Genomic DNA, 16,294 nt, shown 5'->3' on the forward strand with positions numbered 1-16,294 from the left:
AGTGCGCCTGATTACTTGCTCCGGACTCCGGAAAGGAGGGCTGGCAATTGCTGGATGCGCTATCTGATGTATTGCGGGTGATCCGGCTGTCTGGAGGGGTCTTCCTCGAGGCGGAGTTCACTGCGCCCTGGTGTCTGAGCGGAAGAATCTCCGCCGACGATTGCAAACCGTTCCTGGCGGCCCCTCGACATGTCATTGCCTCGCATTTTGTCGCGGCGGGGCACATGCAATTGCGAGTCGACGATGGTGCCACCCTCGAGGTGCGGGCAGGCGAACTCATTCTGCTTCCTCGCAACGACGTTCATACGTTTGGCAGTGATCTGGACGTTGCGCCCATGTCGGCACGCGAAGTCATTCAGCCGCCGGAAGTCGGCGGCCTATCACGAATCAAGTGCGGTGGGGGCGGCGAGGCTACACAGCTGCTGTGCGGGTTCCTCGGTTCTGAAACACCGTTCAGCCCGTTGCTTTCGTCGCTGCCATCCTTGTTGAAGCTGGATGTGCGCGCGACGGCTTCGGGCGCCTGGATTGAAAGCTCTTTCCGTTTCGCCGTCAGTGAGATCGCGGCGGGGCGCGTCGGCTCGGCAACGGTCATCGCCAAGCTCTCCGAACTGCTGTTCGTCGAAGCCGTCAGCCAGTATGTCGCGAACCTCCCCCCTGAACGGCGCGGGTGGCTGGCGGGTCTGCGAGATCCGCATATCGGTCGCGCACTGGCGCTGCTCCATGCCCGTCCAACCGAGGGCTGGACGGCAGAAGCCCTGGCGCTTGAAGTGGGCATGTCGCGCTCGGTATTCGCGGAGCGATTCACGGCATTGGTCGGGCAGCCACCGATGCAATACCTGACGCTCTGGCGGATGCACGTGGCGGCTCAACACCTGCGCGAAGGTCGCGGTAATGTGGCGCAAATCGGCTTTGCAGTGGGCTACGAATCCGAAGCTGCGTTCAGTCGCGCATTCAAACGCCAGTTCGGCACATCACCCGGCACCTGGCGCAGACAATCGGCATGAGAAGGGCCGGTGCCTGAGGACGGACCGATCATGGCCAATCAATTGGCACAGCATTTGAGCCCCGTCGAAGCGCAAACCGGCGGTGTTATGATCTGAGCGTCTGTATCTCGCCAAGAGATTGCCCATGGATCGCTTGTCTACCTTGTTGTCGCAGTTCGGCGTGCGCGCAAACCTGTTTTACAACGGCAGACTTTGCGGCCTGGCGTCCTACAACGGCGCTGAGGGACGTGGTTATATCCACCTGCTGCAGGCTGGCAGCGTCACCTTGCTGGGACCCGATCGCAAGGAGTTGCTGCTGACCCGGCCCAGTCTGATTTTTATGCCACGCCCCAGCCGGCATCAACTGTTTGCCGGTGAGTCCGAGGGCGCTCAACTGTTGTGTGCGTCAATGGAGTTTGAGGGCGGGGTCGATAACCCGTTGTCGGCTTCGTTACCCGATTGTCTGGTGTTGTCCCTGGATGAGCTGCCAATGCTGGCCGATACGCTGAAATGGATGTTCGCCGAGGCGGCAGGTGGACATTGTGGCAGGGAGGCAGCGCTGGATCGGTTGTTCGAATTGTTGATCATTCTGTTGTTCCGGCACCTGCTGGACCATCACCAGTTGCGTACGGGGATTATGGCTGGGCTGGCCGATTCGCGGCTGGCGCGCTCTCTGGTGCAGATCCACAACGCGCCCCATCGAGCCTGGTCGATTGCGGACCTGGCGAGCGAGTCGAACATGTCTCGCGCTGCCTACGCTGTGCATTTCCGGGCTGTTATCGGGCAGACGCCTGCGGATTATCTGTTGAGTTGGCGCATCAGCCTGGCGCAGAAGCGTCTGCGTGAAGGGCGGTCGATAACGCTGATCGCCGCCGAGGTCGGCTATGAAAGCCCTTCGGCACTGGCACGCGCGTTTCGACGCAAGACGGGCTACAGCCCTCGGGACTGGATGAAAGTTCTGGCAGGAGAAGATGACGGGGCAATGGCCTGAAAGCATCGAACTGCTTCAGGCCATCGCGAGAGGTCGATCATCGGTTTAACGGCTTTGCAGCTCAGTCAGGGAATGGCCGGCGACAAATATCGAAGCAGCGAGCAACCCGATGTCCTTGAGCAGAAACTGGCCCGGCGCAACCGTGATGGCTGGAAAACCGAGGCCGGGTTCAATCACGCCAGGGGTCGAGATCATGAAGCTCAAGGTCGTGAAGAACAGCCCTGCAGACAGCACACCGCCGATCAATGAAAGCTTGGGTGACAGCAAGCGACCAGCAATCAGGATACCGATCGACACCTCCAGAACCCCGAGCAAACTGGAGAAGGTATCGACACTGAAAATGTCATAAACCCAACCCAGGAAAGGGCTGTTGCTCACCAGCGGGACCAGCCCGACAGCTTCGTAGTGCGTGAACTTCATCCCGCCGAACCAGAAGTAAATGACGGCCAGTGCAAAGTAGGCACCGTAGGTGCCGAGCGCCATGGTTTTGATCCCCAGCGTGGAAGGGTGTTGTGCGTTGTTGGTCTTGTAGTTCTCGATGCTTAAGGTTTTCATGATCAAGGCTTCCAGGAGTTTGGTGAGGAACGCTAATCAGCAACCCGGCGCGGTGTGCGTTGGGAGTGGAGACAGTGTTGCCTTTGATTCCACGCTCGTGGCGTCTGAACGTATTGCGTTCAGTGCAGATCGTCTTGACTCATGGCAGGTCTTGAAAGAGCAGGCGTTCGCAAAGAAAGTCGATGAACATCTGCGTTCGGGCCGGAACATATTTGCACTAGCGACGATAGTAACGGCGATCGTCCTCGTAACGGTGCCGCATGGCCCGATCCTGGTGGCGCTCCCAATCACGACGGCGCTCGGCTTCCCGGCGGGCTTGCTCTCTACGCCATTGATCTCTACGCCACTGATCCCTGCGCCAGTCGTCTCGGCGCCAATCGTCTCTATGATCGTGCCAACGGCCGTCATGCCAGTATCGGTCGTCATGGGCAAGCAACGGCCCTGGCTGCTTGCCGGCCACACTGGCCAAGTTCGGCCAAGGGTTGCCGGCGGCCTGGACGGGCGTCTGGATGGCTGGGGCTTGAGTTGCAGAAACAGGGGTTGAATCCTTCATCTGTGTGGCTGATGCCGAGCCCACTGCCGCGAACGCGAACAGGCCGAAGAGCACCATCCGTGGGACATGGAATTTCATGGGCGAAGACAACCTCTGATGGACAATTGGACGTGTGGCTATATGGCGGCGGGAAGCTTGCAGGGGGCGTGCTTACCGAGCGCATGTGCCTATCCACATAGACCGGTAAATAGGAAAAAGTTCTAGGGGGCCGGAGCTTAAATAGCCAACGATTTCAGTCGTGGGCTGATAACAAACAGAAGCGGTGGCAACGGCCGTTGCAGTAGGAACTTCAGGGTGTTGGCCAGGTCTATAGCGGCCCTGTATCGGAAGTGCCGAGCAGCGCTGTGGTCTGTTTTACGGCAGTGCCGTCCGAGTTCAGTCGAGTCCGCCCCCGATGCCAAACAAGAGTTTTCCGCCGGTCCTCATCCTGGTGTTCTGCGCTGTCGCCTCGTTTAGTGCTGTCGCTGCCGAGCGAAGAGCGCCCGCGCAAAGCAACAACGCATCAACCACCCTGATCGAAACAGCCTCGCGGCAGTATGAAAACGGCCAACTGGACCAGGCCGCCGCCACGCTTGAGCGTGCCCTGCATATCCAGCCGAACAATCCCGCGACGCTGCATTACCTCGGTGTGTTGCGTCTTCAACAGGGGCAGTACCAGCAGGCTGAAACCTTGGCGGCGCGCTCGAACATGCGGGTTGGTAACAATGTCCAGTTGCGCAACCGCAACTTCCAATTGATCCAGGCGGCGCAGCAGGCCCAATCTTCGGGAACCTCGCCCAACGCGGACGTGGTCGCCGTTCAGAAGGGGCTGTCAGAGGAGACCCAAAAGCGCCGCGCAGCGCAGGCGGTTGTTGAGCAATCCACTGCGGACACCGGGCGTGACGCTGGCAACTTCACTGGCGCAGAGGCAGGTCGGGTTTCGGATGTACCGACGGCTGACAGAGTAGGGTCCGAAGGACAATTGCAAATGGCTAATATCGGGCCAGAGCGGGCGTACGCTGAGGTTGAGATTCCCCGCGGCCATATGCCGCCTCCGGGCAAATGCCGAATCTGGTTTCCTGATCGTCCGCCAGGGCATCAGCCTGCACCCGGTAAATGCAAGAAGCTGCGATATCGGGTTCCCTCAGGGGCCTATCTGGTGCGCGGGTGAGCTCCTCACTCCGAAAGGGTTAACGGGTCGCGGGTCAAGACGTTGGCTGAAAGGTTCATCAATCAGCCAAGTGGCCTTCGTGTGGCGATCAGGTGTCAGTACTGATTCAATCCACGACTTCAAGCATGGATGCCTGGGTAGACTCCTGTGCCGAGGGAGGTCTCATGCTATCCACGCTTGAGTTTGTGCTTCACCCACTATGAAACCGTAGGCTCCTCACCACGTATCGTGCCCGCCGTGCTGGCGACCACAAGCGCCACGGCACAAGCCAGCAATGCGAATGCCGTGAAAACCCCCATCACATGCAAGCATGGCATGACATGATTCCAGGCTCGAGCCACCCCCAGGAAAGCGGCGAACAGCCAGCCACTCATGGAGAACGCCCCCAAGAGTGCAAGGCGACCGCGGTCGGAGCCCGGTAACAAGACGAAGGGGGCTTTTTGCAACAACGGGAAGCCGACGCGATGCAACAGACCTCCGTTCAGAGTCAGCAGCGCGACAACCGCCACCTTGGCCCAGAGCTTCTGGTTGAGCAAGTACGCAGTACCCTCGAGGAGATACCCCTGAAGGACCAACAGCAGGCCACTGCCCCAAAGGGCCAGTAACGCGAGAGTGGCGATTTTCCTGGTTTCTTCCAGATACTCAAGCTTCGCCTGATCCAGCGCTTCCTTGCGCCAACTCCAAAGCTTGTGATCGGCAAGCAATACCCTGCCGAGGGCAATACAACTGGCGAGCAGATGAACGTACACGAGGAGCATTTTAAGCATTATTTTTATTGACCTTATTGTATGGACAATGCACTCCCTGCGTCCTGAGCTTGAATATTAATGATACGTATTCCTGCTTGTAACAACAAGTTTCAGAGTAATCGAATCAGCATTTTTGGCGATTATCTGTACATGCCGGTTGGATCCATTCGGGTATCTGCAAGTTCAGGGGTTCGATTCAGTATCTGAACGACTGCATCGCCTGGTTACAAGCATTTCGATTGCCCCTACTCAATGGCGACCAGACGATCGACAAGTTCATTGACGGGTTACGAGGGGATATCAAGGCCATCCATGAAAAGCGCAGGCCGGGCTATCTGTAGATGGGCCAAATCCATTTGGCTGATTGCATTGTGCCTGGTGAGTGTGACAAAGGAACATTCGCCCGGATGCCTCTGTAGTGGTCAACCAATCCCAGACTCGTCCGAGCGCTCCAAGGGGCAACTTCCTCGCCAGTGCAATAAACAGCAGGCTCAACTGAGCGTCATGCTTATGAAGGGGGGTATCGGCCTATTCGTGAATCGAGCAATTGAGTTATCAGTGGAAGCCATCACCTTTCCAGATCACTTTGCGCGAGCAAATATCCACTTTTATGAATGCATTTCATCGTTCAAGCGTGTAGCTACGATCATGAGCTTGATCCAGTCTGCGCGCCCTGATGACGAGGATCCGTATAACTACTTTAAGGAAATGCTGACGCGCCTGCCGACGCATCGGTCAAGAGAGATTCAGGGCGATCAGGCAGAGACGACAGTGTCACCCCCAATGAGGCGGCCCATCACGATTGGGTCCCCGTTTTGAAAAGAACATCGCGCATCCCGATCGCTCGCCCGATCTCCCAAAAGGCGAAGAACGGAACGAAAGAATGACCTTGGCGATGACGAGCTAGGGGGGGCGCGCCAGTTGCGCGCAGGCTTGCGCCCAGTCAGGATCCCATGCGTGCAATTGCTCCAACGATTCGTCCCACGGCCCCAATTGCGTAGTCATCGTGTCATCTCAAACCAAAACGCTTTGAAAAGCGCGGCGCTCGCGTCGGGTCTCGAGCTGCTACAGGATGCTGGTGGGGTTTGACGATACTTGCGCCGCCTTCGGCAGGCGCCCGTCGGTGTCGTAGGTCATGAAGCCCTTGTAGCCTTCTGGCCGATTCGGTGGCAGGCCGAGGTGGAAAAGCGTTTCTTCCACTGTCTCGTACCAAACGCCAATCTTCATGATCTTGCGCGCTCCGTCGGCATTGGCCACTTTGCGCCCGAACTGCTCGCTCTGCCTGACCGCCCATTCGACTTGCTTGACCGACGGCCAGCGCTGCTTGTGCATGTCCCAGATGTTGTCTTCGTTGCCAACGCGTACGTGGACACCCAGGATGGTCGCCATCTGCTGAATCGCGATGTTGCCGCGCATGCTGCTCCAGAACGTCACACTGGAGGCGCCGTGCGGCGTGCGACGCAGCATCTCCATCCAGTCGAATGGATTGCGCCCCATTGTGCCGCAGCCATAGCCGTACAACGCGACATTCATCGGGCCCTTGTGCACCCCGGCGCGCAGCAGCCGCTCGATGATTTCAAGCTGGTGAACCGTAGCGGGTACGAAGTAAGGCTGGATCTTGTTCGCGGTGAGTCGTTTGAGATGTTCAAGGTAAAACGCGGGAGTCGAATCGACGACCATGCCGCTTCAGGCGGCTGTCACTGTAGGATCGGCCAAGTGAGTCCCTTGCGCGTCACCCGGTTGAAAGGCCTGGGTAATGTCCCACAAGGTTGTGCCAGTGGTCACCGTCACGCAATCGAGTGGTCACGCGCGGTGGCATCCGGGAGAAAGCGAAGCCAGGGACACTATTTTCGTAAGTTGTACTAATCCTTCTCCTGTCCGGGAACTGTTGGCTGAAACTTTAAGTGAAGCCTCCATTTCCTACCGGATCCACAACCGGCAAAAGCAAGCATAGGAACTATCAGTGTTGTGTCAACTGAAGTAATTCAGGGGATTTTTAATACAATGCCAAGGTGTTTCATATCTGAGTCAAATAGGGGGCGCCGAGTTAAACGCAGCTTGAAACCTGTACTGATAAAACATTCTTGATCTGTCTTTCCAAGATGCTGATGGGCTATGAACACATTTCTCTGGTCGTCTACTTCAGGCCGGATAGCGACGGTCAATCACCGACCTCGATTCCCAGGTATCTGACGGTGTTTTCAAGCTTCGTATGACCAGGCAGGAGCTGGACAGCTCTCAGGTTCTTCGTCCTGCGACCCATTGACGGTGGAGGCAGCCTGAATTCGGCCAGAAGCGGAAACTTAAGGCTTCCCTAAACATCGAAAATCCAGGTTGATATGAGCAATGCACCGAACAGAACCGAAAATTTGCGGAACAAATAATCCGCGATGATTCAATTTGCTAGGCGATTACAGTTGCGAACCCTCATCCTTTACAGTGCGTCGCAAACTGGTTTCGTCCAAGTGTCTTGGCGCTATACAGCGCCTGATCTGCGGCTTCGATTAAACTTTGCAATTGGTTCAATCGGGAACCCGCGGCAGTGGCAATCCCTATACTTACACTCACTCGACCCAATGGGCTGGCTTCGTGGGAAATACTCTCTTCTTTCAACCGACGCAGGATTAGTTGCGCCACAACCTGCGCACCATCAATGTCCGTATCAGGCATGATTACGCCCATCTCTTCACCACCATACCGCGCCACTAGATCCGATGGTCGGCGTACGCATTCCTCCACGACCTTACCAACGCTCTGCAGACAGAAGTCTCCGGCAACATGTCCTTTGGAATCGTTGAACAGCTTGAAATAGTCGATGTCAATCATCAGAAGTGCCAAAGACGTCCCCTCGCGCTGTGCTCGTCGCGCCTCCATGGCCAATGTCACATCAAAGTAGCGCCGATTCGCCAAACCGGTTAGGGCATCCTTCATCGCCAGTAGCTCCAGTTGCCGATTCGATGAGAGCAATTGCTCCTGAGTGCCCCTCAACTGACCTTCTACCTTGGTACGCCGACGGATATCCAGGATCAAAAGCCTACCGATGAGGCCGGTGAGCCCCAGCAACCCCGTCACCACTACCGCCGACAGCAGTGCCTCCATTCGCCACGCAGTGAGCGCTTCTCGCTTCCCGAGAGCGACGGTGGTTATCAGCGGCAGCTTGTCACTCTTTTGGAATGCATAGAGCCGTTCCACGCCGTCCAGGCTGGAGGTGAACGACGCGGTGCCGACGGATCGGTCCACAAGATACTTCGCATAGATCGGCGACTTCGAAAAGTTGCGCCCCATGTCCTGCTCGCGGAAGGGATAGCGAGCTAACAACGTGCCATCGGTATAGGACAACCCGATGGCACCCTCTTGCCCTACGTCGATCTTTCCAAACAGCCGCAGGAAGTTTTCTATCCCCAACGTTACCGCCACCACCCCGGCAAATTCTCCGCGAGCATCATTGAAGCGCCGGCTGACGGTGATCACCCACTCCTGATTGGAACGGCTTTGGATTGGCGGACCGATAAGGATCTCACGGGATGGATCGTCGCGATGATGAATGAAATAGGCACGATCACTGCTGTTCGCCCCGGCCGGAATCGGCCGATTGGAAGACATCAACCAGCGTCCCTGATTGTCGTAGATGGAGATACCACTGAGCTGTGGCATCAGGGGTTGCTGTCGATTGACCAGCGCACTTAACCGCCGGATCTGTATGGGGCCACTACCTTCAGTTTCCAGGCGTTCGACAAGCCCGAGCAAGAGCAAGGAGCTTTGGCGGACAATGCCTTCGGAGTAGGTAGCGAGCGCCTGAGTGAGATTCAATCCGTGGACATTCACATCCTCCAGCGCTCGATCTCGGGAGGCCAGCACCTTCCAGACCGTCAGTGATGCCAGGGAACAGCCGATAAACAACAGCAAAAGTACAACCAGGTGGGTATCACGCTTCACGTCACTACCTTATGGAAAGTCCAGTTTTCCGTTCCAGCTACTGTTGGGCCAAGGCCATAACGGCGGCTGTTTTTCCTTGTCTTGAATAAGGATACAAGTTGTTACGCATAGCTGCAGCACGCTGATCGCAATACCCAGTCTATTGCCGGGCATTCAAAAAGTGTTTTCATATAATCAGAGCCATAACTGGCACTGGATCCGTTGGCGCTGATACGATTTTTTTATCCAGGCTACTGGAGTTCTTTGCCCCATCCGAATACTCAGCAAACGAAGGCATTTTTCGAGTTTTCAGACGTCGTAAACGAGGCATTGAAAATCAGCCGCCAGAGTTAAAAACGTATCAGTGCTAACAGGCTGCTTCTGGCCGATTCTGTCGGTCGACATCGGCAGCTATGGGTTGATCAGGGCTGATCGCAATGAGGACTGTTTGGAGGCTCTGTAGGTATTGCGCCTGGCACAGAGCGACCAAGGCGGACGTTCACGGGGACAGCACTCTGACCGCAGGCAACGGCCGTACTATAATTAATTTCTGTCAATATTTGTGTGGCGAGCGCTCCAAAACGAATCAGGTATCCATAGCGTTCACCTCACAGGCAGAGGGCAGCACAGCAGAAGGGACGGGCAATACGTCTGATTACGCGAGAGAGGGTTCAGCCATGAAAATTCACTCCTTCCAGCATTACTCTCATGGCCTGGAAATGGCCGTTCACGATGCATGGATTACCGCCAAGGTGAAGTCGACCCTGGCATTTTCCGATCCGACCCTTAGCCTGCATATCAATGTCAAAACCCATGCGGGCATAGTGGGGTTAAGCGGCCGCGTCAACACTCATAGACAGTGTGAACAGGCCATTGATCTGGCCCGTTCGGTTCATGGTGTTGCCGAAGTCGATGCCAGCGACCTGCAGACCCATGTGTTCACGCCAGGGAGTTTTCCAGAAGCGCCCAACGCCGAAGAGAGCACTGAGCGCCGGCCACAATCGTCAAAAAAGATGGACGACAAATGATAAAGGCAACTTTATAGGCGCCGCGCTCCCAGTCGGGAACCGAGAGCGAAGCGCCCATGGTTTCGTGGACATTTCCGACTGGCTGCTTAGGCCGTTTTCTGCCTGTCATCCAAGGTAGCAATTGACGGTGTATTCAATCAGTCGAGCTTCTACTGCGCGTCATATGTATGAGGGCCGATCGGCCGTTTCCCAAAGAAGGTCGCTCCTCTATGGCATAAGGCACAAACCCAAGCTTGGGGTAAAGCAGCAGCCCTGCCGTGTTTTCGTTAAAACAGGAAATCTGCACCTCGCTGGCTCCGTAATGCTCGAATGCCAAGCCGGTCATCGTCTTTACGATAAACGTGGCCACTCCTTCGCCCCGAGCGCTCGGCGAGACGATGACATTGCCAATACAGCAAACGCCATTGCGTTCAGCTCGATAGAAATTGGCAAACCCAACGACAGTCCCACTGATCTCCACGACGGTAGAGTTGAAGCGTTGGGAGATCGCGGTATTCAACTGCGTTTCCGTTAGCGGGAAGTGCGCCTTCGGAAACATGGAAAACAACTCTTGAGCGTTCTGAGGAAAGCCGCAGATCATTTTTACGTCGCTAGCCCTCACTGGCCTGTGGTTCAGTTTCATTGCTCGTCTCTAAGCTCCATGAGTCAGTACTTTAGCGGCTAGCTCAGGGTGATGGAAAGCAATGGCATGTCCGCAAATGGCTGATGGCTGCCCTTGGTGAGAGTCAACCTTTGGCTGATTTCTGCCTGCCGCCACCGGCAGCTACTGGTTGATTGCCGGGCGTCTCGACAGGCGGAAATCGGCCAAAAGCGGTCGTAGCATTTTGACCATCAACGGATTGACATGGTTGCTTTAGTCAATCATATAATTGCTAAAAGCAACTATGTGGGAGTTTTCATGTCCGCCCCCATTACTGAGCGCGCCGAGACGGTACGCCGCTTCAACCGGTTCTACACCCACCAGATCGGCGCCCTGCAAGAGCACCTGCTTAAGGCCGAATTTTCGTTGACCGAGGCTCGCATCCTTTATGAATTGGGCGCCAGTGTTGGCCTGAAGAGTTCAGACCTCTGTCAGATGCTCAGCCTGGACGCCGGTTACGTAAGCCGGGTCATCGGTGGATTCGAGAAAAAAGGCTTGATTGGCAGGACTCGCTCGGCAAGCGATGGCCGGGCTTCTCAAATCCAGCTAACCGATCCTGGTCGAACCGTGCTGGCCTCGCTGGAGCAAGCCGCTCGTGAGGAAGTGGTGCTGATGCTGCAAGGCTTGCCTGAGCCACAGCAAGAGCAATTGACCCAAGCCATGAAACGGATACATACGCTATTGGGCGACAGGGATCCCTCTTATCTCCTGCGCGATCCTGTAGCGGGTGACATGGGAATTGTCGTTCAACAGCAAGCTCAACTTTATTCCCGTGAATATGGGTGGAATTCGGAGTTCGAAGCACTGGTGGCAGAAATAGTCGCCAAATACCTTCGCGAATTTGATCCGTCCTGCGAGCGATGCTGGATAGCGGAAAAGGATGGCAAAGTCATCGGTTCAGTCTTTGTCGTCAGACATGACGAGACGACCGCCAAACTGCGAATGCTCTATGTGGATGCGAGTGCCAGAGGCATGGGAATCGGCAATCGATTGCTGGAAGAGAGCCTCCGGTTTGCCCGGCACGCTGGATACAAGAGCATGATCCTCTGGACAACCAGCGTGCTTTGCGATGCCCGAAAGCTATATCAAAAGGCAGGTTTTCAATTGGTCGAGGAGGAACAGGTACATAGTTTCGGTAAAGACCTCGTCAGCCAGACCTGGGCTCGGGATTTGTAGTGGTGTCGATGGTACTCATCGCACAGGCAACTCATGCACTACGGAGGATGCGGCCGAGCCGTCCCATCACCTCGACTTCGCCAAACCGGAACGATCCATCATGCGAACACTGGCAAACGTCGATTCGTTTCGCGCCTGGTCGAGCGCTGTCAGCGGCTTGGTCAATGACGGCTGCGTAGTCGCAAGTGTTGCCGATTTGCGATTCATTTCAGAGCCGGAACGCTCCTCACTGGGTGGAACACCAAAGTACTCGCGATAGCATTTGGAAAAATGTGGTGTCGACACGAAACCGCATACATACGCCAGCTCAATGATCGACAATGATGTTTGCTTGAGCAGTTGTCGTGCTCGAACAAGACGCAACCTCATGTAATAGCGTGACGGCGTACAGTGAAGGTATTTCTGGAATAGCCGCTCCAGCTGTCGACGTGACAGGTCAACGTATTCTGCAAGGTTATCGAGGTCGATCGGTTCCTCGAGATTGGCCTCCATCAACGCGACGATTTCCTGCAGTTTGGGCTGATGAGTTCCGAGCATATGCCTGAGTGGAACGCGCTGATGATCCTGTTCGTTGCGTATGCGCTCGTAAACGAACATATCAGAAATGGCTGCCGATAATTCACGACCATGATCGCGACCGATCAGGTGCAGCATCATGTCCATGGGGGCCGTTCCGCCGGAGCTTGTAAAGCGGTTTTGGTCGAGGGTGAACAGGCTCGCGCTGATGCTGACTCGCGGGAAAGCTTCCTGCATGGCAGCCAGAAATTCCCAATGCACACTGCACTCGTAGCCGTCGAGCAGCCCGGCTTTTGCGAGCGCCCAGCTACCGGTGCATACACCTCCCAAGCGTCTGGATTGACGCGCCAAGGCTTGCAGCCAGGTAATGTGCTCGCGGGTAATCACGCTCTGGATTCCAATGCCGCCGCACACGATTACAGTGTCCGCCACCAATGGGTTGTTCCACGAAGCATCCGGAGTGATCTGCACGCCGTCACTGGCCCAGACAGGCTCTCCACCAGGGCTGAACGTATGCCAGCGATATAGCTCTCGCCCCGACAACTGATTGGCCATGCGCAGTGGTTCTACTGCGGACGCCAGGGAAATAAGTGTGAATTTGTCCAGCAGCAGAAAACCGACGGATTGAGTCTTTCCGTCGGACACGGTGGAGTTCGATGACATCGTGGTCATGTCCTCACAAAAAGCGATGACGGCCTGTGACACAGGAGCGGGTAATACCCCCAGTCCTGGCGTAGGGGGTATCAGGTTCGGCGCAACTACCTCCCTGGTTTTATCCCGCCGATGTCGCTCTCGCAGCCTGCGCAGGCTGACGCGATGTCACAAGGCCGATAAAGGAAATCGCCAGCGCCAGGCCAATGGTCGTGCTCACTTCGGTGCGGTGTTCAGGGGAGGCCATCATCACCGCCAGCGCCGCGCAGATGAACAGGATCACCAACCAGGTGAGCCATGGAAACAGCCACATGCGAAAGGTCAGCTCGACGTTCTGCCGACGCAACATCCGGCGCATGCGCAGCTGCGACACTGCAATGGCCAGGTACACCACCAAGGCAATCGCGCCGGAACTGGCCAGCAGGAACTCGAACAACCCGGCGGGCATGAAGTAGCTCCACACGGTGATCGCCGCGCCCAACACGGTGCTGGCGATGACTGCTGCCCGCGGCACGCCTTCGGAGGAGGTCGCCTTCAGTGCCTTCGGCGCATCACCGCGACGGCCCAGCGAGTACAGCATGCGCGAGGCAATGTAGATCGAGGAGTTCATGCAACTGGCCACGGCGATCAGCACCACCACGTCCACCATGAACTTGGCGTGGGGAATGTTCATGATTTCCAGGGCCCGCTGGTAGGAGCCTACCGAAGCCAACAGCGGGTCATTCCAGGGCACCACGGAGATGACCACGAAAATCGACAGCAGGTAAAACACCCCGATGCGCCAGATCACCGAACGGGTGGCCTTGGCAATGTTCTGCGAGGGATTGTCGGATTCGGCGGCGGCGATGGTGACCGCTTCGGTACCGATGAAACTGAACATGATGGTGATGAAGGCGCCGACTACCGCCGACAGCCCGTTTGGAGCAAACCCGCCGTGCTCGGCCATCAGGCCGCTCAATCCGCTGACTTCCCGATCGGGAATCCAGCCCATCAACACGGCAAAGCCCACGCCGATGAAACCGATGATCGCCACGACCTTGGCCATGGCGAACCAGAACTCGAATTCGCCGTACTTGGACACGCTGAACAGGTTTGTCACCACCAGTGCAATGATCGACACCAGGGCGAACAGCCAGGCATCGATCTGCGGAAACCATTGATTCAATACATGACCGGCGGCCAGCGCTTCGATAGGGATCACCAGCACCCAGAACCACCAGTAGAGCCAACCGACGGTGAAGCCGGCCCAACGGCCGATGGCCTGGTCGGCATAGGTGGAGAAAGAGCCGGTGTCCGGGTTGGCCACCGCCATTTCACCGAGCATGCGCATGACCAAGACGACGAGCAGGCCAGAGAATAGATAGGCCAGCAGGACCGCCGGGCCAGCCGCCGCAATGGCGTGTCCTGAGCCGACGAACAAACCGGCGCCGATAATACCGGCGATTGACAGCATTGTTACGTGACGAGGCTTGAAGCCCTGCGCCAATTGGCCACTCGAATCCTTGGAGCTCGGGCTAATCATTTGTTTTTTTCTCTGCCGATCGACATTTAAGCGGATGGATAGGGCAACAGATCATCATTGCTGCCTGCCGGGCTTCCTGAAAGAAGCACCTTTCAAACGCTGCAGTTCTTATCAAGCCCATCATCGTGACGTGGTTGTTTCGATGAAAAGGTGCGCCACCTTACCCGGCTTGTCCGATGATTCAGTTATCTGATCACGCCACATCCGTGTCTGATATCGACACAGGAAGTCATTGTGTTCACGATGAAAACCAACGAGTCACTACGCGGCCAAAGGTAATCATCCCGGTTCATTGAGAGTGCTTTTAATCAGGTAGCGAGACTCGTTGCCTATAAGGAATAAAATCACCGCTCCTCAAGAACCTTTATCTTGGTTGACCGACTTCCTTGGGGCGTGAAGCGGCCAGTCACGCCTGGCTATCGTCGGCTAGTAATGGAGGGGGGAAGGGTAATCCAGGTAAATATCAGGTGCGAGGAAAGGTTACAGTGAATGTTGTACCGGTGGTGAGAGTAGAAGTTACAGCCACTTCGCCGCAGTGCGCCTTAACGATCTCCCGAACGATGAACAGACCCAACCCGACACTTCTGAGTTCGGCATTGTCATGACTGCCTCGGATCATCGGCTCGAACAAATCCCCAAGCAACGCCTCAGGTATAGGGGTGCCGAAGTTGTGCACGGTAATAATGACCGCTTGATCTTCAAAGCGTGTAGAAACGGTGACTTTGCTATCGGCGGCGCCATAGGCGACTGCATTGGCGACCAGGTTGCCGATGAGTTGATAGAGCCGATCACTGTCTGCAGAAAAATCACCTTGCCCATACCGCAGATAGGTCAACGTATGCCCGGGAAAAGCCAAGCTCAACTCGTCCAGGCAATCGGCTATCAGTTCGTGTAAATCGACGGGTTTGGGCAGGACCGAGATACCTCGCCCGACCTGAGTCAGGGTGAAATCCAGCAGATCGGCCACCAGGCGCTGCGCACGCTCTGCCGAATGGGTGATGTGGCCAAGTATCTGGACCTGTTTGGAATCCATCTCTCGGCGGCCCAGCAGTTCCGTGGCCATTTTTATGGCTGACAACGGGTTGCGCAGGTCATGACTGACAATCCCGATCAGTTGCTCGGCGAACAGGGCCCTGTCTTCAGCCGCAGCGTACGTGATACGCAACTTGTCCTGGGTCATGTCCAGAACGCGTTGGTCCTTGAGGTGTTTTGCCAAATGCCTTTCGGCAAGCATTCGGGCATTGAGCAGTTCGCGCTCGTACCTTTGGCTATCCGCGGCCTTGAATAGCGTCATTTCATGAAATATGCCAGCAGAATGCTCACAGCTGATGGCGCTGAGCATCATTGGAATGAAATCTCCGTTGTGGTGAACGAGATCGAACTTCACGTCAGCAACGACGCCCTGAATCTGCATGAGGGGCGCCCAGTACATCTTGTGGAACGTCCTTCCCTCGAGGCTCATCAAGTCCTGGATGTGACGCCCGAGCAGCTCTTTTCGCCGCAAGCCTAACCAGCGGCAGAACGTGAGGTTGACCCGTGCGATCTCGCCATTTTCTGCGGTCAGCAGCAATCCACAGTCAGCTTCGTCGAAGAGAACGTCAGAACCGGGCTGCGAATTTTCATCTTCGGACATTTGTATTCACTGACCAAAGGGGCCGATATCTGGAAAATTATAGACACGGCTTGCGCAAAGGCCCTCAGAACTTACCCCTTTCAGGCCTCGATATTTTTTTAGGCGTTCACTGGTTTGGAGGTCACGGTCCCTTGTGGGAACTGGCTTGCCAGCGATGGTCGTTAACGATAACGCGTACCGCTCAACACATGTCCTGGTCCTGAGATTGATTTGTTGAACTCGCGCTGAAAGC

Annotated in this window: 14 protein-coding genes and 2 pseudogenes; 6 read left to right on the forward strand and 10 right to left on the reverse strand. The window is 56.1% G+C overall.

All coding sequences use genetic code 11. The features are described 5' to 3' along the window. The first annotated feature begins 47 nt into the window (after positions 1-47). Together PPUTUW4_RS10635 and PPUTUW4_RS10640 are read left to right on the forward strand one after the other, a co-directional pair. Positions 48-1,004 carry an AraC family transcriptional regulator gene (locus PPUTUW4_RS10635; RefSeq protein WP_015094642.1) on the forward strand — a complete coding sequence of 319 codons (957 nt, stop codon included), beginning with the start codon at positions 48-50 and terminating at the stop codon, positions 1,002-1,004. A gap of 124 nt (positions 1,005-1,128) precedes the next feature. Further along, on the forward strand, positions 1,129-1,974 hold the full coding sequence (locus PPUTUW4_RS10640) for an AraC family transcriptional regulator (RefSeq protein ID WP_015094643.1): 846 nt from the start codon (positions 1,129-1,131) through the stop codon (positions 1,972-1,974). Positions 1,975-2,019: 45 nt separating this feature from the next. Here the strand turns inward: PPUTUW4_RS10640 and PPUTUW4_RS10645 are convergent, their stop codons facing one another. Together PPUTUW4_RS10645 and PPUTUW4_RS30190 are read right to left on the reverse strand one after the other, a co-directional pair. Next, positions 2,020-2,529, reverse strand: a complete 510-nt coding sequence (locus tag PPUTUW4_RS10645) for a DUF417 family protein (RefSeq protein WP_015094644.1) — start codon at positions 2,527-2,529, stop codon at positions 2,020-2,022. 217 nt (positions 2,530-2,746) lie between these two features. Then, a complete protein-coding gene (locus PPUTUW4_RS30190; RefSeq protein ID WP_083884550.1) occupies positions 2,747-3,160 on the reverse strand; it encodes a hypothetical protein in 414 nt (137 codons plus the stop codon). Positions 3,161-3,476: 316 nt separating this feature from the next. On the opposite strand from PPUTUW4_RS30190, the gene PPUTUW4_RS27980 reads away from it, so the two are divergent. Next, complete coding sequence (locus PPUTUW4_RS27980) at positions 3,477-4,232, forward strand: tetratricopeptide repeat protein (RefSeq protein ID WP_015094645.1); 756 nt, start codon at positions 3,477-3,479, stop codon at positions 4,230-4,232. Between the two features lie 197 nt (positions 4,233-4,429). On the opposite strand, the gene PPUTUW4_RS10660 is transcribed toward PPUTUW4_RS27980, so the two are convergent. Next, positions 4,430-4,999 carry a hypothetical protein gene (locus PPUTUW4_RS10660; protein WP_015094646.1) on the reverse strand — a complete coding sequence of 190 codons (570 nt, stop codon included), beginning with the start codon at positions 4,997-4,999 and terminating at the stop codon, positions 4,430-4,432. Between the two features lie 600 nt (positions 5,000-5,599). Here PPUTUW4_RS10660 and PPUTUW4_RS30195 point away from each other — a divergent pair. After that, positions 5,600-5,800, forward strand: a pseudogene (locus PPUTUW4_RS30195) (transposase domain-containing protein); the annotation flags it as partial. Between the two features lie 246 nt (positions 5,801-6,046). Here PPUTUW4_RS30195 and PPUTUW4_RS10670 read toward each other — a convergent pair. From PPUTUW4_RS10670 to PPUTUW4_RS10675, 3 genes and pseudogenes are all read right to left on the reverse strand, one after another. Continuing rightward, on the reverse strand, positions 6,047-6,661 hold the full coding sequence (locus PPUTUW4_RS10670) for a 3-keto-5-aminohexanoate cleavage protein (RefSeq protein WP_015094648.1): 615 nt from the start codon (positions 6,659-6,661) through the stop codon (positions 6,047-6,049). Positions 6,662-7,142: 481 nt separating this feature from the next. After that, positions 7,143-7,244 (reverse strand): annotated as a pseudogene (locus tag PPUTUW4_RS30200) (integrase); the annotation flags it as partial. Between the two features lie 164 nt (positions 7,245-7,408). Beyond that, positions 7,409-8,917 (reverse strand): sensor domain-containing diguanylate cyclase, encoded by a 1,509-nt coding sequence (locus PPUTUW4_RS10675; protein WP_015094649.1) that lies wholly within the window; start codon positions 8,915-8,917, stop codon positions 7,409-7,411. A gap of 656 nt (positions 8,918-9,573) precedes the next feature. Between PPUTUW4_RS10675 and PPUTUW4_RS10680 the strand changes: the two genes are divergently transcribed. Further along, on the forward strand, positions 9,574-9,924 hold the full coding sequence (locus tag PPUTUW4_RS10680; RefSeq protein WP_041474829.1) for a BON domain-containing protein: 351 nt from the start codon (positions 9,574-9,576) through the stop codon (positions 9,922-9,924). A 133-nt stretch (positions 9,925-10,057) separates the two neighbouring features. On the opposite strand, the gene PPUTUW4_RS10685 is transcribed toward PPUTUW4_RS10680, so the two are convergent. Next, positions 10,058-10,546, reverse strand: coding sequence for a GNAT family protein (locus PPUTUW4_RS10685; protein ID WP_015094651.1), 489 nt, complete (start codon positions 10,544-10,546; stop codon positions 10,058-10,060). Positions 10,547-10,822: 276 nt separating this feature from the next. Between PPUTUW4_RS10685 and PPUTUW4_RS10690 the strand changes: the two genes are divergently transcribed. Further along, complete coding sequence (locus PPUTUW4_RS10690) at positions 10,823-11,740, forward strand: bifunctional helix-turn-helix transcriptional regulator/GNAT family N-acetyltransferase (RefSeq protein WP_015094652.1); 918 nt, start codon at positions 10,823-10,825, stop codon at positions 11,738-11,740. 66 nt (positions 11,741-11,806) lie between these two features. On the opposite strand, the gene PPUTUW4_RS10695 is transcribed toward PPUTUW4_RS10690, so the two are convergent. The 3 genes from PPUTUW4_RS10695 to PPUTUW4_RS10705 all read right to left on the reverse strand — a co-directional run bounded on the left by PPUTUW4_RS10695 (position 11,807) and on the right by PPUTUW4_RS10705 (position 16,062). After that, positions 11,807-12,928 carry a GlxA family transcriptional regulator gene (locus tag PPUTUW4_RS10695; protein WP_041475017.1) on the reverse strand — a complete coding sequence of 374 codons (1,122 nt, stop codon included), beginning with the start codon at positions 12,926-12,928 and terminating at the stop codon, positions 11,807-11,809. 100 nt (positions 12,929-13,028) lie between these two features. Continuing rightward, positions 13,029-14,429, reverse strand: coding sequence for a GABA permease (gene gabP / locus PPUTUW4_RS10700; RefSeq protein ID WP_015094654.1), 1,401 nt, complete (start codon positions 14,427-14,429; stop codon positions 13,029-13,031). 463 nt (positions 14,430-14,892) lie between these two features. Further along, positions 14,893-16,062, reverse strand: coding sequence for a PAS domain-containing sensor histidine kinase (locus PPUTUW4_RS10705; protein ID WP_015094655.1), 1,170 nt, complete (start codon positions 16,060-16,062; stop codon positions 14,893-14,895). Positions 16,063-16,294 lie beyond the last annotated feature (232 nt).

Source organism: Pseudomonas sp. UW4 (assembly GCF_000316175.1).
GTDB classification, from domain to species: domain Bacteria; phylum Pseudomonadota; class Gammaproteobacteria; order Pseudomonadales; family Pseudomonadaceae; genus Aquipseudomonas; species Aquipseudomonas laurylsulfatiphila.